27 protein-coding genes are annotated in these 26213 nt (G+C 70.5%); 8 read left to right on the top strand and 19 right to left on the bottom strand.

Translation table 11 applies throughout. From position 1 onward, the window contains the following. Positions 1-2: 2 nt before the first annotated feature. Entirely contained in the window at positions 3-1169 is a 1167-nt protein-coding gene (locus AAG801_RS13555) for a class I SAM-dependent methyltransferase (RefSeq protein ID WP_341888843.1), read from the top strand. Here the strand turns inward: AAG801_RS13555 and AAG801_RS13550 are convergent, their stop codons facing one another. After that, positions 1170-1667: an Lrp/AsnC family transcriptional regulator gene (locus AAG801_RS13550; protein ID WP_341888842.1), complete on the bottom strand. Its 498-nt coding sequence runs from the start codon at positions 1665-1667 to the stop codon at positions 1170-1172. Between the two features lie 140 nt (positions 1668-1807). Between AAG801_RS13550 and glmS the strand changes: the two genes are divergently transcribed. Continuing rightward, positions 1808-3676 (top strand): glutamine--fructose-6-phosphate transaminase (isomerizing), encoded by a 1869-nt coding sequence (gene glmS / locus AAG801_RS13545; RefSeq protein ID WP_341888841.1) that lies wholly within the window; start codon positions 1808-1810, stop codon positions 3674-3676. Positions 3677-3818: 142 nt separating this feature from the next. Continuing rightward, positions 3819-4475 (top strand): class I SAM-dependent methyltransferase, encoded by a 657-nt coding sequence (locus AAG801_RS13540; RefSeq protein ID WP_341888840.1) that lies wholly within the window; start codon positions 3819-3821, stop codon positions 4473-4475. A gap of 31 nt (positions 4476-4506) precedes the next feature. Here AAG801_RS13540 and AAG801_RS13535 read toward each other — a convergent pair whose 3' ends face one another. Continuing rightward, complete coding sequence (locus AAG801_RS13535; RefSeq protein ID WP_341888839.1) at positions 4507-5256, bottom strand: SDR family oxidoreductase; 750 nt, start codon at positions 5254-5256, stop codon at positions 4507-4509. A 102-nt stretch (positions 5257-5358) separates the two neighbouring features. Here AAG801_RS13535 and AAG801_RS13530 point away from each other — a divergent pair, with 102 nt between their 5' ends. Continuing rightward, on the top strand, positions 5359-6255 hold the full coding sequence (locus tag AAG801_RS13530) for an AraC family transcriptional regulator (RefSeq protein WP_341888838.1): 897 nt from the start codon (positions 5359-5361) through the stop codon (positions 6253-6255). A gap of 156 nt (positions 6256-6411) precedes the next feature. On the opposite strand, the gene AAG801_RS13525 is transcribed toward AAG801_RS13530, so the two are convergent. The 6 genes from AAG801_RS13525 to AAG801_RS13500 form a co-directional block, all read right to left on the bottom strand. Beyond that, positions 6412-7710: an MFS transporter gene (locus tag AAG801_RS13525; RefSeq protein ID WP_341888837.1), complete on the bottom strand. Its 1299-nt coding sequence runs from the start codon at positions 7708-7710 to the stop codon at positions 6412-6414. Positions 7711-7724: 14 nt separating this feature from the next. After that, complete coding sequence (locus AAG801_RS13520) at positions 7725-8744, bottom strand: betaine/proline/choline family ABC transporter ATP-binding protein (protein WP_341888836.1); 1020 nt, start codon at positions 8742-8744, stop codon at positions 7725-7727. 11 nt (positions 8745-8755) lie between these two features. Next, positions 8756-9634 carry an ABC transporter permease subunit gene (locus AAG801_RS13515; RefSeq protein ID WP_341888835.1) on the bottom strand — a complete coding sequence of 293 codons (879 nt, stop codon included), beginning with the start codon at positions 9632-9634 and terminating at the stop codon, positions 8756-8758. Then, complete coding sequence (locus AAG801_RS13510) at positions 9634-10662, bottom strand: ABC transporter substrate-binding protein (protein WP_341888834.1); 1029 nt, start codon at positions 10660-10662, stop codon at positions 9634-9636. The genes AAG801_RS13515 and AAG801_RS13510 overlap by 1 nt, the downstream gene beginning before the upstream one ends. 10 nt (positions 10663-10672) lie before the next feature. Further along, complete coding sequence (locus tag AAG801_RS13505; protein ID WP_341888833.1) at positions 10673-11443, bottom strand: class I SAM-dependent methyltransferase; 771 nt, start codon at positions 11441-11443, stop codon at positions 10673-10675. Positions 11444-11714: 271 nt separating this feature from the next. Beyond that, entirely contained in the window at positions 11715-13109 is a 1395-nt protein-coding gene (locus AAG801_RS13500; protein ID WP_341888832.1) for a chloride channel protein, read from the bottom strand. Between AAG801_RS13500 and AAG801_RS13495 the strand changes: the two genes are divergently transcribed. After that, a complete protein-coding gene (locus tag AAG801_RS13495; RefSeq protein WP_341888831.1) occupies positions 13108-13659 on the top strand; it encodes a MarR family winged helix-turn-helix transcriptional regulator in 552 nt (183 codons plus the stop codon). The two genes, AAG801_RS13500 and AAG801_RS13495, sit on opposite strands and share 2 nt — an antisense overlap. 130 nt (positions 13660-13789) lie before the next feature. Here AAG801_RS13495 and mmuM read toward each other — a convergent pair whose 3' ends face one another. From mmuM to AAG801_RS13460, 7 genes are all read right to left on the bottom strand, one after another. Further along, positions 13790-14791, bottom strand: a complete 1002-nt coding sequence (gene mmuM, locus AAG801_RS13490) for a homocysteine S-methyltransferase (protein WP_341888830.1) — start codon at positions 14789-14791, stop codon at positions 13790-13792. Positions 14792-14808: 17 nt separating this feature from the next. Next, entirely contained in the window at positions 14809-16122 is a 1314-nt protein-coding gene (locus tag AAG801_RS13485; protein WP_341888829.1) for a sorbosone dehydrogenase family protein, read from the bottom strand. An 11-nt stretch (positions 16123-16133) separates the two neighbouring features. Then, positions 16134-16454 carry a hypothetical protein gene (locus tag AAG801_RS13480; protein ID WP_341888828.1) on the bottom strand — a complete coding sequence of 107 codons (321 nt, stop codon included), beginning with the start codon at positions 16452-16454 and terminating at the stop codon, positions 16134-16136. 101 nt (positions 16455-16555) lie between these two features. After that, positions 16556-18064 (bottom strand): YdiU family protein, encoded by a 1509-nt coding sequence (locus AAG801_RS13475; RefSeq protein ID WP_341888827.1) that lies wholly within the window; start codon positions 18062-18064, stop codon positions 16556-16558. A 59-nt stretch (positions 18065-18123) separates the two neighbouring features. Further along, complete coding sequence (locus tag AAG801_RS13470) at positions 18124-18651, bottom strand: YgjP-like metallopeptidase domain-containing protein (protein WP_341888826.1); 528 nt, start codon at positions 18649-18651, stop codon at positions 18124-18126. Continuing rightward, the gene (locus tag AAG801_RS13465) at positions 18648-19262 is read right to left on the bottom strand and encodes a DUF938 domain-containing protein (protein WP_341888825.1); all 615 of its coding nucleotides are present in this window, start codon (positions 19260-19262) and stop codon (positions 18648-18650) included. The genes AAG801_RS13470 and AAG801_RS13465 overlap by 4 nt, the downstream gene beginning before the upstream one ends. An 11-nt stretch (positions 19263-19273) precedes the next feature. Next, a complete protein-coding gene (locus AAG801_RS13460; RefSeq protein WP_341888824.1) occupies positions 19274-20113 on the bottom strand; it encodes a PA4780 family RIO1-like protein kinase in 840 nt (279 codons plus the stop codon). Between the two features lie 86 nt (positions 20114-20199). On the opposite strand from AAG801_RS13460, the gene AAG801_RS13455 reads away from it, so the two are divergent. Next, complete coding sequence (locus AAG801_RS13455; RefSeq protein ID WP_341888823.1) at positions 20200-20823, top strand: ATP-binding cassette domain-containing protein; 624 nt, start codon at positions 20200-20202, stop codon at positions 20821-20823. A gap of 91 nt (positions 20824-20914) precedes the next feature. On the opposite strand, the gene AAG801_RS13450 is transcribed toward AAG801_RS13455, so the two are convergent. Together AAG801_RS13450 and AAG801_RS13445 are read right to left on the bottom strand one after the other, a co-directional pair. After that, positions 20915-22558 carry a diguanylate cyclase gene (locus AAG801_RS13450; RefSeq protein WP_341888822.1) on the bottom strand — a complete coding sequence of 548 codons (1644 nt, stop codon included), beginning with the start codon at positions 22556-22558 and terminating at the stop codon, positions 20915-20917. A 108-nt stretch (positions 22559-22666) separates the two neighbouring features. Further along, positions 22667-23221, bottom strand: a complete 555-nt coding sequence (locus AAG801_RS13445) for a hypothetical protein (RefSeq protein WP_341888821.1) — start codon at positions 23219-23221, stop codon at positions 22667-22669. Between the two features lie 196 nt (positions 23222-23417). Between AAG801_RS13445 and AAG801_RS13440 the strand changes: the two genes are divergently transcribed. Then, on the top strand, positions 23418-24116 hold the full coding sequence (locus AAG801_RS13440; protein WP_341888820.1) for a 3-oxoacid CoA-transferase subunit A: 699 nt from the start codon (positions 23418-23420) through the stop codon (positions 24114-24116). 11 nt (positions 24117-24127) lie between these two features. Next, the gene (locus AAG801_RS13435; protein WP_341888819.1) at positions 24128-24781 is read left to right on the top strand and encodes a 3-oxoacid CoA-transferase subunit B; all 654 of its coding nucleotides are present in this window, start codon (positions 24128-24130) and stop codon (positions 24779-24781) included. 17 nt (positions 24782-24798) lie between these two features. On the opposite strand, the gene AAG801_RS13430 is transcribed toward AAG801_RS13435, so the two are convergent. Together AAG801_RS13430 and AAG801_RS13425 are read right to left on the bottom strand one after the other, a co-directional pair. Further along, a complete protein-coding gene (locus AAG801_RS13430; protein WP_341888818.1) occupies positions 24799-25689 on the bottom strand; it encodes a hypothetical protein in 891 nt (296 codons plus the stop codon). After that, positions 25686-26156: a hypothetical protein gene (locus AAG801_RS13425; RefSeq protein WP_341888817.1), complete on the bottom strand. Its 471-nt coding sequence runs from the start codon at positions 26154-26156 to the stop codon at positions 25686-25688. Before AAG801_RS13425 ends, AAG801_RS13430 begins: the two co-directional genes overlap by 4 nt. Positions 26157-26213 lie beyond the last annotated feature (57 nt).

Raw genomic sequence — 26213 nt, 5'->3', positions numbered from 1 at the left:
CCCTGCGCGAGGGCAAGGAGCGCTCGCTGCTGCGCCAGCATCCCTGGGTGTTCCAGGGCAGCGTGGGCAACGGCCGTGCCGATGCCGGCGAGACCGTGCGCGTCGAATCGAAGGAAGGACGCTTCCTCGCCTGGGCCGCCTTCAGCCCGAGCTCGATGATCCGCCTGCGCGCCTGGAGCTTCGACGAGGCCGAGCGCATCGACGCTGCCTTCTTCGAGCGACGCATCGCCCGCGCCCTCGCGCTGCGCGCGCGTCTGCCGATCGAAAGCGACGGCGTGCGCCTGATCCACGGCGAGGCCGACGGCCTGCCGGGGCTGATCGTCGACCGCTACGGCGACCTGCTGTCGGCGCAGTTCCTCTCTGCCGGCACCGAGCGCTGGAAGCCCACCCTCGCCGACCTGCTGCTCAAGGCGACCGGCCTCACGCGCCTGTACGAGCGCAGCGACTCCGGTGTGCGCAAGCTCGAAGGTCTGGAGCCCGTCGCCGGCTGGCTGCGCGGCGACGGCGCCACCGGGGTGACGATCCGCGAGCACGGCTGGAAGCTGACGCTCGACGTGGCCGAAGGCCACAAGACCGGCTTCTATCTCGACCAGCGCGACAACCGCAAACTGTTCGCCGACACCGTGCGCCACTTCGGCCTGCAGCGGGTGCTGAACTGCTACTGCTACACCGGCGGCTTCAGCGTGGCTGCGCTGGCCGGCGGCGCGGCGCAGGTGGTCAGCGTCGACTCGTCGGCGCCGGCGCTGGCCCGTGCCAGCGCGCACGTCGCGCTCAACGGCTTCGACCCGGCGCGCCACGAGGCCCGCGATGCCGACGTCAACCAGACGCTGCGCGACGCACTGAAGGCTGGCGAGGTGTTCGATGCCATCGTGCTCGACCCGCCGAAGTTCGCGCCGACCGCGGCGCACGCCGAGCGCGCCGCACGCGCCTACAAGGACATCAACCGCCTCGCGCTCAAGCTGCTCGCGCCGGGCGGGGCGTTGTTCACCTTCTCGTGTTCGGGCGGCGTGGGCACCGAGCTGTTCCACAAGATCGTCGCTGGCGCCGGCATGGATGCCGGGGTCGACGGCATCATCTACGAGCGTGTCGCCGCTGCGCCGGACCACCCGCAGACGCTCGTCTTCCCCGAAGGTGAGTACCTCAAGGGCCTGGTGATCCTCAAGTCCTGATCAGGTCGCCGGCGGCCGCGGCAGCGCCAGCCCCGGCTCGAACTTCGCGCGCGAGACGCTGAAGAAGGCCTTCACGTTGCGCACGTTGGCGTCCTGCGTGAACAGGCGCTGCACCAGCGCGTGGTAGGCCGGCATGTCGGCCACCTGCAGGATCAGCAGGAAGTCCGGCCCCGGCGAGACGCGGTAGCACTGGCGCACCTCGGCATCGGCCACCGCACGCGCTTGGAAGGCGGCGAGGTGCTCGGCGCCCTGGCGGTCCAGCGTGACTTCGACGATCGCCGTCAGCCCGGCGCCCAGGCGGTCGGGCGAGAGCAGCGCCACCTGACGCTCGATCACGCCCGCGTCCATCAGCCGCTTGACGCGGCGCAGGCAGGTCGCCGGCGAGGTGTGGACCGCGGCGGCGAGCGACTGGTTGGTCAGCGAGGCGTCGCGCTGAAGCTGGTCGAGGATGCGCAGGTCGGTCGCATCGAGCTCGACGGTGACGGATGTTTCTTCCATTTGTTCGCGATGTGTGAACTATTTGTTCACTCCGCATGGGGGATGGATGAATATTGCATGAGTGGCGCAAACTTGCAATCAATCACCTCGGGGGTCTGCCTAGCATCCGCCCCCATTGCCCAACCCGGAAGGTCGTCACCATGTGCGGAATCGTCGCAGCCGTCTCCACCAAGAACATCGTCCCGGTGCTGCTCGAAGGCCTGCGACGGCTCGAGTACCGCGGCTACGACTCCTGCGGCGTGGCGGTGCATCAGGGCGGCGAGCTCAAGCGTGCGCGCAGCACCTCGCGCGTGGCCGAGCTGGAAGGCAACGTCAACAGCGACGGCGTGAGCGGCGGCACCGGCATCGCCCACACGCGCTGGGCCACGCACGGCGCGCCGGCGGTGCACAACGCCCACCCGCACTTCTCGCACGGGCCGCAGGCCAAGCAGGCCAGCGCGGGGCGCATCGCGCTGGTCCACAACGGCATCATCGAGAACCACGACGAACTGCGCGCCGAGCTGCGCGCCAAGGGCTACGAGTTCAGCAGCCAGACCGACACCGAGGTCATCGCCCACCTGGTCGACCGCCTGTACGAAGGTGACCTGCTCGACGCCGTGCAGCGCGCCGTCGTGCACCTGCGCGGCGCCTACGCGATCGCGGTGTTCTGCCGCGACGAGCCGCACCGCGTGATCGGCGCGCGCGAGGGCTCGCCGCTGGTGCTGGGCATCGGCACCGGTGAGCGCGCCGGCGAGAACTTCCTGGCCAGCGACGCGATGGCGCTGGCCGGCGTGACCGACCAGATCGTCTACCTCGAGGAAGGCGACGTCGTCGACCTGCAGCTCGGCAAGACCTGGATCACCCGCCGCGACGGCGACGGCCCCTTCAAGCCGGTGACGCGCGAGGTGCGCACCGTGCATGCGCACACCGGTGCGGCCGAGCTGGGCCCGTACCGCCACTACATGCAGAAGGAGATCTTCGAGCAGCCCAAGGCGATCGCCGACACGCTGGACGCGGTCGGCAGCATCACCCCGGAACTGTTCGGTGACGGCGCCTACAAGGCCTTCAAGGAGATCGACAAGGTCCTGATCCTGGCCTGCGGCACCAGCTACTACAGCGGCTCGACCGCCAAGTACTGGCTGGAGAGCATCGCGAAGATCCCGACCAGCGTCGAGATCGCCAGCGAGTACCGCTATCGCGACAGCGTGCCCGACCCGAAGACGCTGGTCGTCACCATCTCGCAGAGCGGCGAGACCGCCGACACGCTGGCCGCGCTCAAGCATGCGCGCGCGCAGGGCATGAAGCACACGCTGACGGTGTGCAACGTCGCCACCAGCGCGATGGTGCGCGAGTGCGAGTTCGCCTACATCACGCGCGCCGGCGCCGAGATCGGCGTGGCGTCGACGAAGGCGTTCACGACGCAGCTCGTCGGCCTGTTCCTGCTGACACTGGCGCTGGCGCAGACGCGCGGCCAGCTCAGCGACGACCAGGAAGCCGAGCACCTGAAGGCGCTGCGCCACCTGCCGGTGGCGGTGCAGTCGGTGCTGGCGCTGGAGCCGCAGGTGGTGGCCTGGAGCGAGGCCTTCGCGCGCAAGGAGAACGCACTCTTCCTCGGCCGCGGGCTGCACTACCCGATCGCGCTGGAAGGTGCGCTCAAGCTCAAGGAGATCAGCTACATCCACGCCGAGGCCTACCCGGCCGGCGAGCTCAAGCATGGCCCGCTGGCGCTGGTGACCAGCGCTATGCCGGTGGTGACGGTGGCGCCGAACGACGCGCTGGTCGACAAGCTCAAGAGCAACATGCAGGAGGTGCGCGCCCGCGGCGGCGAGCTGTTCGTGTTCGCCGACAGCGACACGCGCATCGAGTCCGGCGAAGGCGTGCACGTGATCCGCATGCCCGAGCACTACGGCGCGCTGTCGCCCATCCTGCACGTGGTGCCGCTGCAATTGCTGGCGTACCACACGGCGTGCGCACGCGGCACGGACGTCGACAAGCCCAGGAACCTCGCCAAGAGCGTGACGGTCGAGTGAGTGGCGCGCTCGGCGCCTCGCGTCGCCCGGAACAGGGTTGCCGACGCGGCGAGCGAACCCGGTCAGAGGCAGAAGTGACCCGCGCGGCAGCGCAGGCGAGCTGGGTTATTCTGCGATCCATGGCGACAGTCGTGGACCACACGTGAGCGAGACGAAGCGCGGCGACCCCGGCACTCAGGCGTTCGACGCCCATGACTATTGGCAGGCGCGGCACCGGAAGTATGGCGCCGACTTCCGGGGCGTCGGGAACGTGTCGCTGGCTTGCGAAGCCAACGAGAAGCAGATCCACCAGAAGGCGCTTCTGCTTGCCCACCTGCTCGGCCGCCTCGGTGTGGCTCGCGGGGCGCGTGTGCTCGATGCGGGATGCGGGCGCGGATACCTGACCATGCTCATGGCGCAAGTCGGTTTCGACTGCGTTGGCTGCGATGTTTCGCAGGACGCCATCGAGAACGCGTATGGGCGGGACCGTGTCGCCTACGTGCAGTCGCCGCTGGCGACGCTGGACCTCGACGAGTCGTTCGCTGCCGTCCTGTGCATCGACGTGCTGTATCACGTGGTCGACGACGACGAGTGGCAACGGTCGCTCGCTGCCCTGCATGCGCACACGCAGCCGGGCGGCCATCTGTGCATCGTCGAGAACCTGACCTCCGAGCCGAGCCACTCGCCCCACTGCCGCTGGCGGACGATCGTGGACTACGAGTCCTTTTGTCGCCAGGCAGGGTCGCGCATCGTCGGCGTGGAGACGTACACCCCACTGGAGATAGCGCGCGAGAAGAGCGTCATCGTCATCCAGACCTAGGCCGCATCGACGCTCCGCATCTCGGCGGTTCTCATCGCTGCCGATCACCGGCCAGGGCCACGGCGTCGGGCCCAGCCGGGAAGTGCAACTGGCCGGACACGTCGTTCACCGCTTGCCAGACGACCTGCGCCACATGGCCCGGGCTGGTCGTGGCAGACACCTTGGCGAATTCGGCGAACACACTCTGCGCGTAGACGGCGTAGGGTTCGGAGATGAGGCCCTGCATGCGCGCCGCGCCGTTGTCCGCGAAGCGCGTGTCCGGTCCGTAGCCTGGCTCGACGAGCTTCACCTGCACGTCGAACTGCCGCAGTTCGAGGGCGAGCGATGCAGTGAAGCCTTCGACCGCCGTCTTGCTCGCCGTGTACGCGGCCACCAGGGGGAACGGCGCCAGCGTTGCGCTCGAGGTCACGTTGACGATGACGCCGGACCTGCGCTGTCTGAAGTGCGGCAGGATCGCCTGGGTCATGGCCATGACACCGAAGGTGTTGGTCTCGAACAGTTCGCGCACGGTCTGCATCGGCATGGCCTCGAAGGCGCCCAGCGCGCCGATGCCAGCGTTGTTGACGAGCACGTCGACGGGGCCGGCGCTCTCCACCGCGGCCGCGATGCTCGTCGGGCTGGTCACGTCCAGCGCGAGCATGCGCAGGCGCTCGGAGCGGGGCAGCAGGTCCGCGCGCGGGGTTCGCATCGTTGCGACCACGCTCCATCCGCGGTCGAGGAAGTGGCGTGCGGTTTCGCGCCCGTAGCCAGACGAGCAGCCGGTGATCAAGACGGTCTTCACTTGCAGTCCTTGGTGGGTGTTGGGATGCGCAGAACGATAGACGGCCAAGACAGGACTTTCTACAATTGATAGTCCAGAAGTCGTTTGCGAAAGTCCGGTCCGATGCTGGATCCACTCTCCGAAGTCATCTCGCTGCTGCGGCCAGGCACCGTGTTCTCCAAGGGCATCAGCGGAGCGGGCCGCTGGGGTGTGCGCTACTCGGATTTCGGCCATCCGAGCTTTTGCGCGGTCCTCGAAGGCTCGTGTCGCCTGGAGGTGGATGGGCACGAGCCGCTCACGCTCGAAGCCGGCGACTTCGTGTCAATGTCCGCGACGCCGGGGTTCACCATGTCGGGCTTCGAGCCCGTGACGCCAACGCAGATGGACCCGCACGTCGCTGCCTCGTCCACCGAGGAACTGCGCCACGGCAGGCAGAGCGGGCCGCCCGACGTTCGCCTGCTCGGCGGCTATTTCGTGTTCGGCTCGCCGGACGCTGCCTTGCTGGTCTCGCTGCTCCCGCAGTTGGTACATGTCCGCGGCGAGGAGCGGCTAGCGACCGTGGTCCGGCTCGTCAACGAGGAATCGCGTGAACAAAGGGCAGGGCGCGACCTCGTCCTGGCTCGCCTGGTGGAGGTGCTTCTGATCGAAGCGCTTCGCTCCACCACCGGGGCGGCGGCCTCGCCTGGGCTGGCACGCGGGCTCGCGGACGCCCGCCTCGGTGCGGCCATACGGCAGATGCACCGGAACCCTGCCCATCCCTGGACCGTGGCGCAGCTGGCGAAGGAAGCGGCACTCTCGCGCTCGGCCTTCTTCGAGCGGTTCAGCCGTGCGGTCGGCGTTGCGCCCATGGAGTACCTGCTTGCATGGCGCATGGCCATCGCCAAGGACCTCCTACGACGCAACGAGCACGCACTGGCTGAAGTCGCCGAACGCGTCGGCTACAGCTCGGCCAGCACGTTCAGCACGGCATTCAGCCGCCACGTCGGGCAACCGCCGGCGCGATATGCGCGCAGCCATTGACGCGGCGCAGCGCGCGCTGTCGCGGGCGGTGCGGTCGCGCACACCCCGCCGCGAACGTGATGTGCGCCACGCCATCCGCGTGCGACGCATGCCTGCAGATACATTGAAACAAATACAATCTGTGTCGTCCGTCAACGATCGTGTCGCCGATGGGCATCAAAGAGTCTTGCCGGAGCCCCCGCGTGGGGCTCCGTTTTTTCCGGGCAAGTCCTCCCGATCTTCCGGCTGACCGCCCGTCGCCCGTGGATCCAGCTGCAATGCGGCCTGCGAGCTGCCACCGACGATGACGTAGCCGGCCTTGGCCTCCGCCGGCACCGGTACGGCAAAGCGCATCCGGTGCAGCGTGAACAGCGCCTGCAGCGCCGTCACCACCGCGAAGTAGATCAGCAGGCTGCCCGGGCCGAGTGCACTCATCACGATGCCGGCCAGCGTCGGCCCGAGCGAGGCGCCGACACCGTGCACCAGCAGCAGCCCCCCGGTCACCTCGAGCACCCGCGCCGGCTCGATCAGGTCGTTGACGTGGGCCACGCTCAGCCCGTAGATCGCAAACATCAGGCCGCCCAGCGCGATGCCGGCGGGGATCAGCGCGGACGGCGCCACCCTGACCAGCGCAAAGGCGCCCGACGCGACAACGGCCGCGCCGGCACAGACCGCCAGCAGCACGCGGCGCCGGTCGTGGCGATCGGACAGGTGGCCGATGGGCCACTGGAACAGGGCGCCGCCGAGGATCGTCGCCGCCATGAAGGCGGCCACGGTGGCGTCGGAGTGCCCCAGGCGCTGGACGAACACGGCGCCCAGGCCGAGCAGGGCGCCGGTCAGCAAGCCGGCGCTCAGTGCGCCCGAGACACCCAGCGGCGAGGTGCGATACAGGAGCGGCAGGCTCAGGCTTGGCGCTTCCACCGGCGCGGGCTCCGCGACCGGCGTCAAGGTCAGCGGCAGCAGCGCGAACGAGAGCAGCACCGACACGACGACGAAGGGCACGAACCCGAGCCGGTCGCCGACCAGCAGCAACCATTGGCCCAGCGCCATCGCGACACAGGTCACCGTCAGGTACAGCGCGAACACCTTGCCGCGCTGCTCGCGCGGTGCCAGCACGTTGAGCCAGCTCTCGACGACGATGTACAGGCCCACCAGGCAGGTGCCGGTGATGAGCCGCAGCATGGCCCAGTACCAGGGCTCGACCCACAGCGCATGCAGGATCGGCATGGTCGAGGCGACCGAGGCCATGGCCGCGAAACTGCGGATGTGGCCGACCCGCCGGATCAGCAGCGGGCAGTACAGGGTGCCGAGGACGAAGCCGGCGAAGTACGCCGACATCACGAGGCCGGTGGTCACCGTGGAGAACTCGGCCAGCCCGGCGCGCAGCCCAAGCACCGAGAAGAGCAGGCCGACGCCGAGCACCAGCAGACCGACGCCGCTGAGCAGGGTGGCCAGCGGCACCATCAGGCGATGCATGCCGGCCTCCACCGCTACGCCTGCTGCGCGAGCAGGTCGCGCACCAGGTCGGTCGACACCTGTCCGACGATCACCCCGCCGCGCCGCAAGGCCAGCGGCGTGCGCCGCCCGACCAGCATCGGCAGCACCTGCTCGATCGACGCATCGGCATCGACTGCGTGCTCCAGCGCCGGCGCTGGCGCGTCGGCCGGCCACGGCACCCGCGCGGCGTCGATGCTCAGGGCGCGCGCACGGTTCACGTCGCGCACGAACGAGGCCACGTGGTCGTCCGCGGGCTCGAGCAGCACCTCGTGCGGCGTGCCCACCTGGACCAGCCGTCCGTCGCGCAGGATCGCCACGCGGTCGCCCAGGCGCAGCGCTTCGTCGAGGTCGTGGGTGATGAACACGATGGTGCGCCCGAGCTCGGCCTGCAGCGAAAGCAGCTCGGTCTGAAGCTGCGAGCGGATCATCGGATCGAGCGCCGAGAAGGCCTCGTCCATCAGGATGACGTCGGTCTCGCTGCACAGCGCCCGGGCGAGCCCGACCCGCTGGCGCATGCCGCCCGAGAGTTGTGCCGGGCCGTGGCCCTCGAAGCCCGTCAGGCCGACGCGTTCGATCCAGTGCCTGGCCTTCGCCTGCCGATCGGCACGGCCGACGCCGCGCAGCTCGAGCCCGAGCGCCACGTTGTCGAGGACGCGCAGGTGATCGAGCAGGCCGAAGCCCTGGAACACCATCGACAGCCTGGAGCGCCGCAGCTCGATCAGTTCGTCCGCCGCCATCGCCATGACGTCGCGCCCGCCGATCGACACGCGGCCCGCCGTGGGCTCGACGAGGCGATTGATGTGCCGCACCAGCGTCGACTTGCCGGAGCCCGACAGACCCATGATGACGAAGATCTCGCCGGCGCGGATGTCGAGATCGACGTCGTGCAACGCCAGCGTGTGCCCCTGCGCCAGCAGGCTCGCCTTGTCCGCGCCGGCGCGCAGGCGCTCCAGCGCCAGCATCGGCCGCGGGCCGAACACCGTGCTCAGACCGCGGATCCTGATCAGCGACATGGCGGCGGCGGTCAGTGCGGCGCGCCCGGCCGGCGCCCCTGCCATCGGGCACCACCGGCCTGCATCAGCCGGTCGAGCACGATGGCCAGAATCACGATCACCAGGCCGCCGATCAGCCCCGTGCCCGGGTCGTTGCGCTGCAGCCCGACCAGGACCGTCTCGCCGACACCGCGTGCGCCGATCATCGAGGCGATCACCACCATCGCCAGCGCCATCATCGTGGTCTGGTTGATGCCCTGCAGGATGGTCGGCAGCGACAGCGGGATCTGCACCTTCACGAGCAGCTGCCCCCGGGTGGCGCCGAAGGCTCGCGCTGCCTCGACGGCCTCCGCGCTGACCTGGCGGATGCCCAGGTCGGTCAGGCGAATCAGCGGCGGGGCCGCGTAGATCACCGTGGCCAGGATCGCGGGCACCTTGCCGAGACCGAACAGCATCGCCGCCGGGATCAGGTAGACGAAGCTGGGGATGGTCTGCATCAGGTCGAGCATCGGCATCACGAGGCGGCGCAGCCCGCTCGAGCGTGCGCACAGCACGCCCAGCGGCAGGCCGAGCACCAGCGACACGAGCACCGACACCAGCACCAGCGCCAGCGTCTGCATGGCCTGGTCCCATTGCCCGAGTGCGCCGACCAGCCACAGGCCGGCCGCCGCCAGCAGCGCAAAGGCCCAGCGGCGGCTGGCCGCCAGGCCGAGCGCGGCCGTGACCGCGAGGACCACCCAGGGCGGCGTGCTGCGCAGCCCCTGCTCGATGGCGACGAGCACGCCCAGCAGGCCGTTCGAGAGCCGCTCGAACTGGTCACCGTGGTCGACGACCAGGGACTCGATCAGCGCGTTGGTGGCATCGCGCAGTGGCGTTCGCCAGTCGGGGAACAGCGCGCCGGCGTCGGCCATCAGAGCGCCGCCTTGACCTTGCGCGCGACCTCCGGCTCCACCCAGCCGGCCCAGACCTCGGCGCGGGTCTTCAGGAAGTGCCGCGCGGCATCGTCGGCGCTGCCCTGTGTGCGCTGCATGTGGGCCAGCGCCTCGGAGACCAGCTTCGCGCTGGTGCGGTAGCGCTGCAGGAAGCTGCGGATCCGCGGTGCCTTGTCGAGGAAGGCCTTGCTGGCCCCGATCCGGACCTCGACCATCGGGTAGGCGGTGGCGTCGCGCGCGTCGCGCGGGTCCTTGACGCGGTCGAGCGCAGCCCACCTGGCGGCATCGTAGGCGGGCTCGTCGAGCATGACCACCTCGTTGCCGATCTGCCCCAGCAACCAGGTCGGACCCCAGTAGTAGAAGAGCACCGGCCGCTTGCGCTTGAGGGCGGACAGGATGGCCGCGTCCAGGGCCGCCGCGGTGCCGGGTCGGAAGTTCGTGTAGTGCCCGGCCAGCCCGTAGGCGTGCAGCTTCTTGCTGTTGACGAGTTCGCACTGCCAGCCGGCGATGCAGTTGAGGAAGCGCCCCTTGGCGGGTTCTTCGGGGTCGCGGAACAGCGTCTTGAAGCGCGGCAGGTCGGCCACCGACTTCAAGCCCCGGGCCGCGGCCCGGTCGCCCTCGACCAGGTACTTCGGCACGAACCAGCCCTGCACCGCGTCCGGGAAGTTGAGGCCGACTTCGACCAGCTTGCCGGCCGCCACCCCCGCCGTCCAGCTCGGTGGTGTGTTGTTGGCCCAGACCTCCATCATCACGTGCATGTCGCCGCGCGCCATGCCGTTGAACAGCGGAATGGTCGAGCCGGGGATCAGGTCGACCTCGCAGCCCATGCCGTCGCGCAGGATGCGCTGGGCCACTGCGGTGTGGAAGGCGTTGGAGTCCCAGTCGAGGCCCGCGAAGACGATCTTGTGGTCGACTTCGCAGGCCTGCGCCGGAGCGCCGCAGCCCAGCGCAGCACCGGCCGCCAGCGCGACGCATCGCAGCCAGGCGCGCAGACGCTTCGAGGTCATCGGCGCGGCGTCAGCTGCGCGGCAGGCTGGACAGGATGCCGGCGGGAATGTCCGCCTCCTTGCGGCCGATCAGCACGTAGTAGAACAGCGCGCGCCCGTCGATCGAGATGCGATGCTTGTAGCGCTCCAGGTGATGCACCTGCAGGGTGTCGCTGACGAGCAGGTGCTTGACCAGCATCGAGAAGCCGGAGCGGTCGCTCTCCTGCAGGAAGGTCTCCTTGATGTTGAAGGCCACCCAGCCTTCCGGACGGATCAGGTTGAAGGCATTCGCAAAGGCCATGGCCGGAATGTCGCCGAAACCGAGCGCGGCGATGCAGGTCAGGCAGTCGAGCTTCCAGCTCTTCATCTCCGCACTCATCTCGGCATCGGGCCGGCTCATGTCGGCCACGTAGTAGGCGTCGTAGGCGTCCGGTCGGTCGCGCTCGCAGGCCTTGCGGGCGCTCTCCGAGATGTCGACGCCGACGACGCGCGCCGCGTCGAGCAGCTCGCCCACCATGCCGTTGCCGGCGCCGAGATCCAGCACGCGCAACTCGTTGAGTTCGACACGATTGTCCTGCAGGACCTTGGTCAGCAGGTCGCGCGCCTTGCGCGGCGACGCGCAGCGCAGCCGCTGGTAGAAGAGCTGCTCGTACAGGCCGGGCCGGTCGTAGATCTGGTCATAGTCGTGGAAGCGGATCTTCAGCTCGCGGCCATCTTCCTTGAGCAGGAAGTAGGCCTCGTCCTGCCCGAGCGCGTGGGGCTCGGAGATCGGGAAGCTGATGTTGTGGACTTGCTTGAACACGGATGGACCCTCGTGGTCTTCGCGGGAGGCGATGGTCGGTCCCGCAGCGTTGATGTGTGCGCGACGCTGGACGCCGCGCAGGCGAAAGCGACGGGCAAGGCCCGGCCGCCAGGGGCCGGCCTCGCCGCAGCGAAGCCGGCGACGGGGCACTGCGAGCCCCGCCGGCGGGGACGACGTCCCCGCTGATCAACATTTGGACAAAGATAACACAGACGACACCGCCTGCAACGAAGGGATACCAGGTGGCCGGCGCCGTGTCCGGGCCGTGCACTCAGCCCTGGGTGCGGCTGTCCGGCGGCCGGGCTTCGGGCTCGACCGTCTCGGCAGGAGCCGGCGCCGGGGCGATCCGGCCCAGCTGCATCTGCGCCAGGGTCGAGTAGAGCGGCCGGCTCAGGACCCGCGACACGCCGCTGGCAACGAGCGAACAGGCCATCAGGCTGAGCACCATCGCGTGGCCGTCGATCATCTCCATCACGATGATGAAGGCCGTGAGCGGGGCCTGCGTGGCCGCGGCGAGAAAACCGACCATGCCCAGCGCGATCAAGGCCGTCGCATGCGGGTACCCGGTCAGCAGGGCGACGTCGTTGCCCAGCGCCGCGCCGATCGCCAGCGAGGGCGCGAAGATGCCTGCCGGCACGCCCGACCAGGCCGTCAGCCAGGTCGCTATGAACTTGAACAGCAGGTACACCGCCGGGACGGTCTCCTCGCCGGCCAGCATCGACTTCGTGTGAGCGTATCCGCTGCCGAAGGTGGCGCCGTCGGTCGTCACGCCGATGATGGCGACGGCCAGGCCGCAGGCCGCCGCGAACAGCACCGGGCGCTTGAGCCGCCAGCGGCTGAGGCCGTCCGCGGATTGGCCGCGCAGCGAAACGATCAGCAGCCGTGCGAAGAGACCACCGGCGACACCGCTGCACAGGGCGACGAGCAGGCCCGGCCACAGCAGCGCCAGCTCGATCTCGGGCACGCGGATCACGCCGAAGTAGTTGGCGTTGCCGTCGATCGAGATCGCCACCAGGCCGGCCAGCACGATGGCCGAGATGATCAGGCCGCTGCTGCGCTGTTCGGGCCGGCGCGACAGTTCCTCGATGGCGAACATCACGCCCGCCAGCGGCGTATTGAATGCGGCTGCGATGCCGGCCGCGCCGCCGGCCACCAGCAGTCCGTGCTCGGTGACCGCGGAGCGCCGCGGCAGCCAGCGTTTGGCGCCGTGCATGACACCCGCGGCGATCTGCACCGACGGCCCTTCGCGCCCCAGCGACAGCCCGGCCAGCAAGCCCCAGGAGGTCAGCGCGATCTTGGCCAGGCTCAACCGGATCGAGACGAACAGGCCGCGGTTCGCGGCATCCACCGACGAGTCGAGCGACGCCATCACCTGCGGGATGCCCGAGCCGGCCGCGCCGGGAACGTAGCGCCGCGTCAGCCAGACGATCGCGGCGGTGCACAGCGGCGTCCAGACCAGGGGCGCCCACCACCATGCAGCGCGAAGCGCGAAGAAGTGCTCCAGGGCGCGCTCGGTCAACCACGTGAAGCCGACCACGGTGAGCCCGGCCGCTGCTGCGACGCCGACCACGATGGCGCGCGCCAGCCAGAGCCGCCAGTCGGAGAACTCGCGACGCAGGGCCGCCGCGATGCGCAGATCGTGCTTCATGCCCCGAATGCGACCCATGGATCGGCTCTCATATCATGACGTGATGGCCAGACGAACAACCAATGACGCGAGCCCCGGGATGGCTCGACAGGACCCCGCGGGCAGCGACATCGGCGAGCCCGCGGCACGTGTGCTGAGGCGCTTCCGCCTCGTGTTCAACGCCGTCAGGACGCATTTCCAGCAGGTCGAGAAGAAGGCCGGCATCGGGGGCGCGCAGCTCTGGGCGCTGAGCATCGCGCGGGCCCGGCCGGGCATCGGCGTCAACGACCTCGCCGCGGCCATGGACGTGCATCAGTCGACCGCCAGCAACCTGGTGAAGTCGCTCGTCGAACGCGGCCTGCTCGTGGCCGAGAAGAACGGCACGGATCGTCGCACAGTTCAATTGCGCGTCCTGCCTGCCGGTACGGCTGTTCTGCGCAAGGCCCCCGGCCCGATGACTGGCGTGTTGCCGCAGGCGCTGGCCAGCCTCGACCCGAAGACGCTCGCGCGACTCGATGCCGACCTGGCCAAGCTTATCACGGCGCTGGATGCCGACGAGCGCGCTGCCAACATTCCGTTGGGGCAGTGACCGGGCTGCCTTGTCGCGGCCCGTCCCGGAGGGACCATGTTCATCGGCTGCATCGAGTCTGCACTCGCGGCGGGTTCGGTCGGCGAATGCTACAAGAGTATTCGTACAAATACTCCTTCGTGCGAGCGCGCTATCGCGCAGGGCCGGCGTGCGGTGCTCCGGCATCCTGCGCGGCCCAGCGCCGGCAGATGGCGGCGATGTCCGCCGGCGTGGTGCGGCAGCATCCGCCGATCAGCCGTGCGCCGGCGTCGGCCCAGTGCATGGCTGCGCCGGCCAGCGATTCGCCGCCGTCGTGCGCCGCGCCGTGCCAGGTCTTCGTGACGGCGTCGTAGTGTTCGCCGGCGTTGGGGTAGACGACGATCGGCCTGGCGGTGTGCGCGCGCGCGATGCGCACCAGCGACTCGATGTGCTGCGGCGCCGTGCAGTTGATGCCGATGGCCGCCACCGGCGCGAAGCCGTCGAGCGCGGCAACACACTGCGCGAACGGCTCGCCCTGGCTGACGTGCTCGCCGTCGCGGCACGAGAAGCTGATCCAGGCTTCGGCGCCCGGCAGCTCCTGCAGCAGCCGCGTGAGTGCACGCGCCTCGGCAAGGCAGGGCACGGTCTCGCAGGCGAGCAGGTCGGCGCCGGCGCCGGCCAGCACCTGCAGCCGCGGGCGATGGAAGTCCATCAGCGCCGCCTCGGTCAGGCCGTAGTGGCCGCGGTACTCCGAGCCGTCGGCCAGCATCGCGCCGTAGGGGCCGACCGAGGCCGCCACCAGCGGCCGCATGCGCGTGGCCTGGGCCGGGTCGGCCTGCGCCTCATGCCAGAAGATGTCGCGCGCCTCGCAGGCCAGGGTGACGGCCAGGCGCATCAGCCGCGCAGCCTCGTCGTGGCCGATGCCGCGCCGCGCGAAGCCCTCGAACGTGGCCTGGTAGGTGGCCGTGGTGGCCACGTCGGCACCGGCACGGTAGTAGTCGAGGTGTACCTGGCGGATCAGCGCCGGTTGCTCGATCAGCAGCCGCGCCGACCACAACGGGTCATCGATGTCGGCGCCGCGCCGGGCCAGCTCGGTACCCAGCGCGCCGTCGAGCACGAGGTGGCTTCGGCGTGCCAGCCCATCGGCGATCACGCCGCGCGAGAGTTCGTTCATCGTTCGTTCGCGCCTGCTCAGGCCGCGGCCACGCGCCAGACCACGTCGCCCACGTCGTCGGCCACCAGCAGTGACCTCCGGTCCGGCCCGATCGCCACGCCCACCGGGCGGCCGTAGGAGACCGATTCGTCCGGCGCGAGGAAGCCCCACAGGATGTCGCGCGGCGCACCCGCCGGCCGGCCGTTGGCGAAGGGCACGAACACGACCCTGTAGCCGCTGAGCGTGCTGCGGTTCCACGAGCCGTGCTGGCCGATGACCATGCCGTCGCTGTCGAAGCCGGGCAGCGTGCCGGCCGGCATCCAGGCGAGGCCCAGCGAGGCGGTGTGGCCGCCGAGTGCGTAGTCGGGCGTCAAGGCGCGGGCCACCAGGGCGGCATCCTGCGGCACACGATCGTCGACCGTCTGGCCCCAGTAGCAGTACGGCCAGCCGTAGAAGCCGCCGTCGCTGACCGAGGTGAGGTAGTCGGGCGGCGTCTCGTCGCCCAGCCCGTCGCGTTCGTTGACGACCGTCCACAGCCGGCCGGTGACCGGCTCCCACGCCAGGCCGACCGGGTTGCGCAGCCCGGCGGCGAAGACGCGGCAGTGGCCGGTGCGCAAGTCGAGTTCGTAGATGCAGGCGCGACCCTCTTCGGCGCGCATGCCGTGCTCGCCGATGTTGCTCAGCGAGCCCACGCCGACGTAGAGCCGCTGGCTATCGGCACTGGGCAGCAGGCTGCGCGTCCAGTGGCCGCCGGGCTTGAAGCTGCTGAGCCGGCGCGGCGATGCGGTGATCGTCGTGGCGCCCGCCGTGTACGGGAAGGCGACCACGCCATCGGTGTTGCCGACGTAGAAGGTGTCGCCGAGCAGCGCCATGCCGAAGGGCTGGTTGAGGTTCTCGAGGAAGGCGTGGCGCTGCTCGGCCACGCCGTCACCGTCGGCATCGCGCAGCAGCGTGATGCGGTTGGGGCTGTCGCCGAGCGCGGCGGCGCGGCGCATCGTCGCCACCATGGCGTGGTCGAACAGCGTGCGCGGCGCGCCGCCGGCCTGCTGCAAGGCCTCGGCCACGGTCACGTCGCCGTTGGGCAGCACCTGGATCCAGCGCGGGTGCTTCAAGCCGGCCGCGAAGGCGTTGACCTTCAGCCCCGGCGCGGCCGCCGGCAACTGGCCCGCGGCCCAGCCCTGGGCGGTGGGCATCTTCAGCGTCGGGATGCGGCCTTGCGGCTGCGCGAGCGGGATCTCGGGAGCGCCGCCCACCGCGGGCCGGCGTTGCACGTTGCCCTGCAGGCGGCGCCAGCGGATGGCGCCGGCACCCACCAGGGCCACGGCGCGGGCCAGGACGTCGTAGATCGCCATCGAAACCTCTCTCAGTGCAGCTTGGACGGTGGCTGGCTGAACAGCTTGGCCGCGCGGCCCTTGAGCTCGAGCAGCTCGGTGGGCGTCACCGAGTAGCGGCCGCCGAGGGCGTCGACCTCGATGCGGAACTCGACCTCGCGTGCGCCGTTGCGCAGGATGCCGACGGTGAACTCGTAGTCCTTGCGCGTGGCGGGCACGCCCTGCGCGGCGCTGTCGGGGTCGTCATAGCGAACGTTGCGGATCTCGCCGCTGGCCAGGTCGAGCTCGCCCTGCGAGCGCACCTCGTCTTCGCTCAGTTCGTCGATGATGGTGATCGGAAGCTTCAGGTCCATGGCCGGATCCGCGGAGTAGGGGTGGACGCCCGGGAGGGGCGGGCGCCGATTGTCCGCTGAAAGGCCGCGCCTGCCGGCGCGGCCGGTTGGCGGCGAGCTGATCAGGTGCCGCAGAAGGTCTGGTAGCGGGCAGTGGCATCGGCGGGCGCGGGCTCGGCGTAGCGCGCGAATGCGGCGTCTTCATCGAAGGGCCGGCGCAGCGCGGCGAGCAGTTGCTCGAAGGGCGCCAGGTCGCCGTCGGTGGCGGCGGCCAGCGCCTCCTCGACGCGGTGGTTGCGCGGGATGACCCACGGGCTCGCCTGGCGCATGCGCGCCGCACGCAAGGTGGCACCCGGCCCACCGGCCGCATCGTCGTGCGCGCAGCGCTCGCGCCAGCGGGCCAGCCATTCGTCCAGCGCCGCGCGGTCGACGAACAGGTCGCGCAGCGGCGCCTCGCGTCCTTCGGCCGCGCCGGCCAACTGCCGCCAGCCGAGCGTGAAGTCGACCGACTGCGCATTCAGCAGCCCCAGCCAGTCCTGCGCCAGCGCGGTGTCCGTCGCGTCGTCGGCAGCGGTGGCGGCGAACAGCCCGAGCTTGGCGCGCTGGCCGTGCAGCAGCGCCGCCGCGTAGAGGCCGGGGAAGGCGTCGATCACCTCGGTGACCTGCGCCACCGCGCACTGGATGGCCGCTTCGTCCTGCGCATCGGCCATCAGCGGCAGCAGCGTCTCGGCCAGTCGCGCCAGGTTCCAGCGTGCGATGTGCGGCTGGTTGCCGTAGGCATAGCGGCCGCCGTGGTCGATGCTGCTGAACACCGTCTGCGGGTCGTAGGCCTCGATGAAGGCGCAGGGGCCGTAGTCGATCGTCTCGCCGGAGATCGTCATGTTGTCGGTGTTCATCACGCCGTGGATGAAGCCGACGTTCATCCACATCGCGATCAGCGCGGCCTGGCGCTGCGCGACGGCGTGCAGCAGCCCGAGCGCGCGTTCCGGCGTGCCGGCCAGCGCCGGGTCGTGGCGTGCGATCGTGTAGTCGGCGAGCCGCTGCAGCCGGTCGAGCTCGCCGCGGGCGAGGAAGTACTGGAAAGTGCCCACGCGCAGGTGGCTCGCGGCCACGCGCGTGAGCACCGCGCCGGGCAGCGCCACGTCGCGGCGCACCGTCTCGCCGGTGGCGGCCACGGCCAGTGCGCGCGTGGTCGGGATGCCCAGCGCGTGCATCGCCTCGCCGATCAGCACCTCGCGCAGCATCGGGCCGACGGCGGCCTTGCCGTCGCCGCCGCGCGAGAAGGGCGTGCGGCCCGAGCCCTTGAAGGCGATGTCGCGGCGCCGGCCCGCGCGGTCGATCAGCTCGCCGAGCAGCAGCGCACGGCCGTCGCCGAGCTGCGGCGAGAAGCCGCCGAACTGGTGGCCGGCGTAGGCCTGGGCGATCGGCTCGGCGTCGTCGGGCAGCACGTTGCCGGCGAACAGGGCGGCGCCGTCCGCGCCGCGCAGCGCCGTGGCGTCGAGCCGCAGCTCCGAGGCGAGCGCGTCGTTGAGGAACAGCAGTTGCGGCGCAGGTGCCGGCGCGGGCTGGCCCGCCACGTAGAAGCCGGGCAGTTCACGGGCGTAGCTGTTGTCGAAGCCGAAGGAAGGCATGGGTGTCGGTGCGGTGCGCGGGCCCACAGTGTGCCGGGCATTGTTTGGCCCTGCCGGGATCAGGCCGGGGCAATGTCGGGCTCGGCGTCGGGGCCGGCGCCCGGCAGCTCCAGCGCGGTGAGCCACAGGCGCAGATCGAACTCCAGCTGGTGGTACTCCGGCTCCATGTGCAGGCACAGCGCGTAGAAGGCCTTGTCGTGCTCGCGCTGCTTCAGGTGCGCCAGCTCGTGGACCACGATCATGCGCAGGAAGTCGGCCGGCGCGTCCTTGAACAGCGTGGCGATGCGGATCTCGCGCTTGGCCTTGAGCTGCCCGCCCTGCACGCGCGAGACGGCGCTGTGCGTGCCGAGCGCGTTCTTCACGATGTGCAGCTTCGGGTCGAAGGCCACCTTGGCCAGCGGCGGCGCGCTGCGCATGTGGTGCGACTTCAGCTCGCTGACGTAGTCGTAGAGCGCACGCTCGGTGCGCACGGCATGCGGCTGCGGATGGCGCTGTGCCACCACCTGCGCCAGCCGGCCGGCGTCGATCAGGCCGCGCACCTGCGCCTGCAGCTCGGGCGGGTAGCCCTGCAGGTACCTGAGCGTCACGCCTGCGGGCTGCGGCCCCAGGCCAGCAGCAGGTTGTTGGCCGGCATCGCCACACGCTCGCGCAGCGCCAGGCCGGCGCGTGCGGCTTCCTGCGCGACGTCCTCGCGGCGGCGCAGCCCCCAGGCGGGCTGGCGTGCGCGCAGGTCGGTGTCGAAGGCCAGGTTGCCGGCGGAGGTCGGCACCTCGTCCTCCAGGTAGGGCCCGTAGGTGATCAGCAGGCCCTGCGCCGTCAGGTGGCGCGCCGCCCCGCGCATCAGGCCCGCGCAGCACGCCCACGGCGCGATGTGCAGCATGTTGGCGCAGAACATCGCATCGACCATCGCGGGCACGCCCGGCCAGTGCGGCTGCAGCACGTCGAGCTGCAGCGGCACGCGCACCCGCTCCAGCCCGGCGCACCAGGCGCTGATCGACGGCAGCGCGGCGGCTTCGAAGTCGCTGGGCAGCCACTGCCAGCCCGGCAGGCCGGCGCTGCAGAAGGCGGCATGCTGGCCGGTGCCGCTGGCGATCTCCAGCAGCACGCCGCGCGGTGGCAGCAGGCGCTGCAGTTCGGCCAGGATGGGCGCGCCGTTGCGCTCGGCGGCGGGGCTGTGGCGGCGCGGGTCGTCGATCATGGCCAGGCGCCTCAGCTCATGCGCAGCAGGCGTGCCGCCTCTTCGAGCCGCGCGTCCTCGATCTCGCGCAGCACGCCGGAGAGGTCGACGGCACCGGGCCGCTGCTCGTAGCGGCCGGTCAGCGGCGTGTCGGGCAGCAGCAGCCCGCTGGCGTAGAGCGCCCAGATCTCGGCGCCGTACTGCGTGGCCAGCAGCGCCGGCGCAAAGCGGCCGAAGAAGTTTCGCAGGTTGTCGACATCGCGCAGCAGCATGCGCGCGGCGTGGTTGTTGCCGGCGGCATCCACCGCCTGCGGCAGGTCGATGATCACCGGGCCGTCGGCCGCCAGCAGGATGTTGAACTCGGACAGGTCACCGTGGATCACGCCCGCGCACAGCATGCGCACCACCTCGCCGATCAGCGTGGCGTGGTGCTGCAGCGCCTGCGCTTCGCTAAAGGGCAGGTCGTTCAGGCGCGGTGCGGCGTCGCCATGTTCGTCGACCACCAGTTCCATCAGCAGCACGCCGTCGTGGAAGTTGATCGGCCGCGGCACGCGCACGCCGGCGGCGGCCAGCCGGTACAGTGCGTCGACCTCGGCGCTGCGCCAGGCCGCTTCCTGCTGCTCGCGGCCATAGGCCGTGCCCTTGGCCATGGCGCGCGCCTGGCGGCTGTTGCGCACCTTGCGGTTCTCGGTGTAGTCGACGGCCTGGCGGAAGCTGCGCTGGTGCGCTTCCTTGTAGACCTTGGCGGCACAGGTCTCGTCGCCGTGGCGCACGACGTAGACGTCGGCTTCCTTGCCGCTCTTGAGCTGGCGGGCGACGTGGTCGATCAGCCCTTCGGCGATCAGGGCCTGCAGGCGGGCGGGTGCTTTCATCGCTCGATTCTGGGGCCAGGGCGCGGCGGCCGCCGGCGCTGGCTGCGCTGAGCACAATGGGCGGCCCGCCTCACACAGAGCGCGGCGTGAACAATGGCCTGGACGATCCGATGAACCTGATCGAAGCGCAGCAACTGAAGCTCTCGCGCGGCGGCGTGCCGCTGTGGCATGACCTGTCGTTCAGTGTCGGCCCGGGCCTCACGTTCGTGCGCGGCGGCGAGGGGCGCGGCAAGAGCAGCCTGCTGCAGGTGATGGCCGGCACGATGGAACCGGATTCGGGGACCGTTCGCCGCCTGGCGCGCACGACCTTCCACGAGAGCCCGGCGGACCCGGTGCACGATGCCGGCGTGGCCTCGGACTGGCTGGCAGCACGGCAGGCGAGTCTTCCTGGCTGGGACGCGGGCGTGGCCACCGGCCTGATCGAGGGCTTCGGGCTGGCCGAGCACATCCACAAGCCGATGTACATGCTGTCCACCGGCAGCCGCCGCAAGGTCGGGCTCGTCGCGGCGGCGGCCAGCGGTGCCGAACTGACGCTGATCGACACGCCGTTCGCCGCCCTGGACACGCCCTCCTGCCGGGTGCTGACGCAACTGCTCCGCGAGGCTGCGCAGGGCGACCGGCGTGCCTGGGTGATGGCGGACTACGAACTGCCCGCGAGCCTGGCAGGGGCGCGACTGGCGGGCCTGATCGACCTGGGCGATTGGCCTTGACGAACCCCCGGGGGCCGGGCGGCAGCAGGATTCCCGACAGGCCTTGGCGTCGTGTCGCCTGCGTGCCCGGCTGACCGGGCGTTGCACTGGCTCAAGCCTCGCCGCCAGTGGCCGTGCAGACTCGATTGCGGCCACTGCGCTTTGCAGCATAGAGCGCCTCGTCGGCGGCACGCAGCAGCACCGGCAGGTCGTAGGGGGGTGCCACCGCCACACCGATGCTCACCGTGATCCTGAGCGAGCCGCCGCCCGGCAGCTCGACGCTCATCGATTCCGTGAGCGCCCGCAGGCGCTCGCACACTTCGCTCGCCACGGACTGCGGGGTGTTCGGCAGCACCATGACGAACTCTTCACCGCCGTTGCGAGCCAGTACATCCACGCTGCGCGAGTTCTTCTTCAGCAGATCTGACAGCGCAACGAGCGCAGCGTCGCCCGCGGCATGGCCGTACTCGTCATTGACCTTCTTGAAGTGGTCCACATCAATCTGCGCCACAGCGAACGGCCGCTGCTCGCGCAACTGCTGTGGCAAGAGTTCAGCCACGCGCCGGTCCAGCAGTCGTCGGTTCCCCAGTCGCGTGAGCGGGTCGTGCTCCGCGTCGTCGGCAAGTCGCACCGCCGCCTCGCGCTGGCGCTGCGCTTCGCCTTGCGCGTGCGCCGCCTGTTCCTTGGCGCGACGCTCTTCGCTGCGCGTGACGAGCAGCCTGGACTGGACGCGAAGGTGCTTGGTCAAGGCGAGCCGTTCGAGGCGTTCCGCCTGTTCGAAGTGACGCAAGGCCGCCTCGAAATCCCCCAGCACTTTGCAGGCTCGATAGGCGATCTCGTGCGCCCGGGCCTGATCCGCCGCAGCCTCCCCGCTGCCTATCTTCGTCAGCACGGCCAGCGCGCCCTGCAATGCCTCTCCCGGTGCGCCTTGCCGCATCCGGGCTTCCGCCAGATTGACTTCGGCGCTCCACTCGAGCGACCCCATGCTCTGGCGGCGAGCCATGTCCCGAGCGGCTTGCAGCAGTTCGATGGCCACAGCCAGTTCGTTCTGGGCGATGAGCGCCTCGGCCAGGTTGACCTGGACGCTGGCGGCGTAAATCGGATTCGCGCTGGCTTGCGCGAGCCGCAGGGCCGTCTCACCCGCCTGCCGTCCGAGTGCCAGCATCTCGGTGCGCTCGGCTTCGGCATCGCAGTCCCGCAACAAGCGGAAGACATGAGGGCACACGGCACACAGGGCGTTGCTTGCCGTCAGCACGGCCCGATCCGAAGCTTGCGGTGCGTGGTCCGCCAGCGCCTCGGAAAGCAGCCTGACTGCTTGCCAGGAGTCACCCATGCGTTCGAAGCAGACCGCCATCGAGACGGCAGCCAGCAAGGCCGTGTCGGCATCCGTCAGGTGCGACGTGAGCTCCATCAACTCTTGCGCCGCATCCAGTGCCCGCTCGAAGTCCGCCAGCTCGCTTCCGGCCAGCGCCAGAACACACAGCGCCTCCACGCGAATCTCCGCGGAAGCGGCAGACGCCTCCTGTTGCAGGATGTCGACCGCCTGGTCGAGCGACTCCCGGAAGCGGCCGAGGTGAAGGCCATGACGGGCGAGCCAGGTCCCAGCCCTGGCTGCGTCCTCTGTCCAGCCGCCTTGGCGAGCCAGCGCAAGCGCATCGCGCGCGGCCTGCAAGCCCCATTCAGCCGCATGGCCGCTTGAGGGGTCTGCAAGCGCCAGCAACTCGCTCAGGCGTTGTCTGTCAGGGGCCGAATCCATGTGTCTGTCACGCACGTCTGCGATGGTAGTCGGTCGGGACGCGAGCGCATGGCGCAGTTTCACCGCCGGAGACCCGTCACGCGTGCCTCCCCGTGGTGTTGAGCTGCCCTAGTCTGCCGAGCGCGCCGTAGCCGCCATCCTGTCCACCTCCGCCTCCCCGCCGCAGTGCCACGCCAGGTCCAGCCACAGCGAGGCGCTCGGCGCCTGCGCCGCCGGCTGGTAGACCGCGAAGCTGCCGCGCGGCGCGAAGGTCGTGCGGTGGCGGCTGACCAGCGCAGTCGGCTGCAGGAAGAAGTCGGGCGGGTCGAGCCGCTTCGGCAGCAGCTCGCGCAGCACCTGCTGGTGGACGTCGTCACGGGCCAGCGCCACCGCCGGCCCGCGGATCGGTGTGCGGCTCGCCTCGACGAGGCGGCCGTCGATCACCTGGCCGCGGACCAGCCAGACGTTCTCCTGCGCCGAGAGGAACGCGGCGACGGCGCAGAACGCGGCGCCATCCACCTGCACGCCGATGATCGTGCTGATCGGAATGGCCCGGCCGTCGGCGCCCAGCGTGCCGTCGTCCTGCTGCCACCAGCTCTCTTCGGCAGGCGCGGCCTGCGCGCACAGGCTCATCAGCGCGGCCGCAGCGGCCACGAGCAGGGAACGATTCGGGAAGGTCTTCATGCGGGGCGTCCGGTCGGTCGTGGAGGGGCGTCCGCCTTGCCGTTGAATCGGCAGGGCGTGGTGCCAGTCTCGGAGCCTGTGTCGAAGCGCGCATGAAGTACGTGAAGCGTGCGTGAAGCCGCCAGTCCAGCGTCGATGATCCGATTGGCAGTACGCTTCCCGGCGCTGCCCGCTCCCTTCGACGAAAGACGACCCGATGATCGACAAGACCGTGGCCTCGCCCGCCGAGGCGCTGGCCGACGTGCGCGACGGCGCCACCGTGATGATTGGCGGCTTCGGCACCGCCGGCCTGCCCGACGCATTGACCGACGCGCTGCTCGCCCAGGGCGCGCGCGAACTCACCATCGTCAACAACAACGCCGGCAATGGCGACACAGGCCTGGCCGCGCTGATCGCCGCGAAGCGGGTGCGCAAGATCATCTGCAGCTTCCCGCGCCAGGTCGACAGCCACCACTTCGATCGCGCCTGGCGCGCCGGCGAGCTCGAGCTGGAACTGGTGCCGCAGGGCAATCTGGCCGAGCGCATCCGCGCCGCCGGCGCCGGCATCGGCGGCTTCTTCACGCCCACTGGCTACGGCACCGAGCTCGCGAAAGGCAAGGAGACACGTTTCCTCGACGGCCGCTGGCAGGTCTTCGAGACGCCGATCCATGCCGACGTCGCGCTGATCAAGGCCGAGCGCGGCGACCGCTGGGGCAACCTGACCTACCGCATGACCGCGCGCAACTTCGGCCCGGTGATGGCGATGGCGGCGAAGTGCACCATCGCCAGCGTGCATGAGATCGTGCCGCTGGGCCACCTCGATCCGGAGACGGTGGTGACGCCGGGCATCTTCGTGCAGCGCGTGGTCTGCATCGAGCGCGCGGCGACGCGCGGCGCCGGCTTCAAGACGGCATGAAGGAGCAGCGCATGAAGCGATGGAGCCGCGACCAGATGGCGCAGCGTGTGGCTGCCGACATTCCCGATGGCGCAGTGGTCAACCTCGGCATCGGCCTGCCGACGCTGGTGGCCAACCACCTGCCGGCCGACCGTGAGGTCATCCTGCACAGCGAGAACGGCGTGCTCGGCATGGGCCCGGCACCGGCCGAGGGCGAGGAGGACTTCGACCTCATCAACGCCGGCAAGCAGCCGGTGACGCTGAAGGCCGGAGGCTGCTTCTTCCACCATGCCGACAGCTTCGCGATGATGCGCGGCGGCCACCTCGACGTCTGCGTGCTCGGCGCCTTCCAGGTCTCGGCCAGCGGCGACCTGGCCAACTGGCACACCGGCGCGCCGGATGCGATTCCTGCCGTCGGCGGGGCGATGGACCTGGCCATCGGTGCGCGCCGCACCCTGGTGATGATGGAGCACCTGACCAAGGCCCGGCAGAGCAAGCTGGTCGAGGCCTGCAGCTACCCGCTGACTGCGATCGGCTGCGTGGCGCGGGTGTACACCGATCTGGCGGTGATCGACCTCGGGCCGCAGGGTGCCCGCGTCGTCGACTGTGTCGAGGGCATGACGCTGGCCGAACTGCAGGCCGTCACCGCCATTGGGCTGGTCGACGCCCGGAGCGCCCGCAACTGATCGCAGCGCAGCGACGATCAGCCGCGCAACCGCGGCGCCCAGCTCCAGCCCGACTGCACGACGATGTTTGCCAGGCAGGCCATCAGCGTGTCCGTGTCGGGCAGCACACGCGCCGCCGGCCCGCGCCAGGCGAGGGCATCGCCGACCAGCGCCACCGGGGCGCCCGCCAGGTGCTCGACATCGAGGATGGTGCTCTGCACGGTGCGCAGCCAGACCTTCTGCGCATCGGGCCGGGTCGGGTCGAAGAACGCATCGCCCGGCGAGCGCATCGAGGCCTCGCGGGTGTCCGCGGGCGCGGCGCCGTCGGCCTGCAGCTGCTCGAGCACCTGCACCTGCGCAGCATCCGTCTGCAGGTGCAGCGTGACGCGGTGGCGGCGTCGCGCCTGCCCGGTCGGGTTCCAACCGAACTGCAGCGTGTGGTGTGTCGGGTCGGCGTGAACATCCAGCGGCAGGCCGAGCGAGGGCAGGGCGATCAGGCGCTGCACCAGCATGGCGGTGCTGGCCACCGGCGTGCCGGCGGCCGGGTCGATGCGCGTGCTGAAGGCGGCCAGCCAGCGCAGGCCGAGCAGGAACGCCGCCACGTGCAGCAGCACGAAGCCGATCGCCAGCGCCATGCCGAGGCCGGCATGGGTGGGGCCGTCGATCGACCAGAACAGCAGCAGGATCGGCGCCATCAGCGCCGCCGCCATCAGCCGCGCGACGTACTGCCGGCGGTCATGCTGCGAGCTGCACGCGCAGGCGAAGCACAGCGCGGCCGGCAAGAAGCAGATGACCAGCGCAAGCGCCATCGGCGTGCTGCCGATCGCCAGGTGCCAGGCCGAGAAGGCGGCTGCCACCAGCAGCGTGTAGACCGTGCAGGCGACACCGGCGCGCGTCAGCGTCGCGAAGCGCGCGGCGCCCGGGTTCATCGGTGCCGGCCCTCGACGAGGCGGTCGGGCACGACGTTGGCGATCACCGGCGCGCCGCGCTCCTCGACGACGTAGACGGTGAAGGGCCGCGCCTGCCCATCGGCGCGCGCCAGCCACAGGTAGAAGGCAAAGCCCTGCTGGCCGGCGGCGTCGGTGGTGCGGGTGATGGTGGCGCTGCGGCCGATCTCGCCGCCGCGGGCGAAGAAGGGCAGCACGTGCTCGCGCACCACGCGCTCGGCGTTGGCCGCGCCGATGCGATCGACCAGCGCGCGGCTGAGCATCGCCGTGCTGCCGGCAGAGTCGCCCTGGCGGGCGCGCTCGACGAAGCGGTCGACGGTGCGACGCATCGGTTCGGACTCGCTGGCCATGCGCAGGTCGGCAGCGACCTCCGCGGCGCTGGCAGCGAAGGCAGGCGAGGCCGGCACGGTCAGCAGGGTCAGGAGCAGCAGGAAGGTGAAGCGGCGCATGGCGTGGCACTCGGTGGCGTGTCGATGCCGCGCACTGTGCGCGGCGCGGGTTTCGCG

It is taken from the genome of Variovorax sp. YR752 (assembly GCF_943372545.1).
The sequence above is the reverse complement of the archived record's forward strand: the minus strand, read 5'-3'. Positions and strand labels throughout refer to the sequence as shown.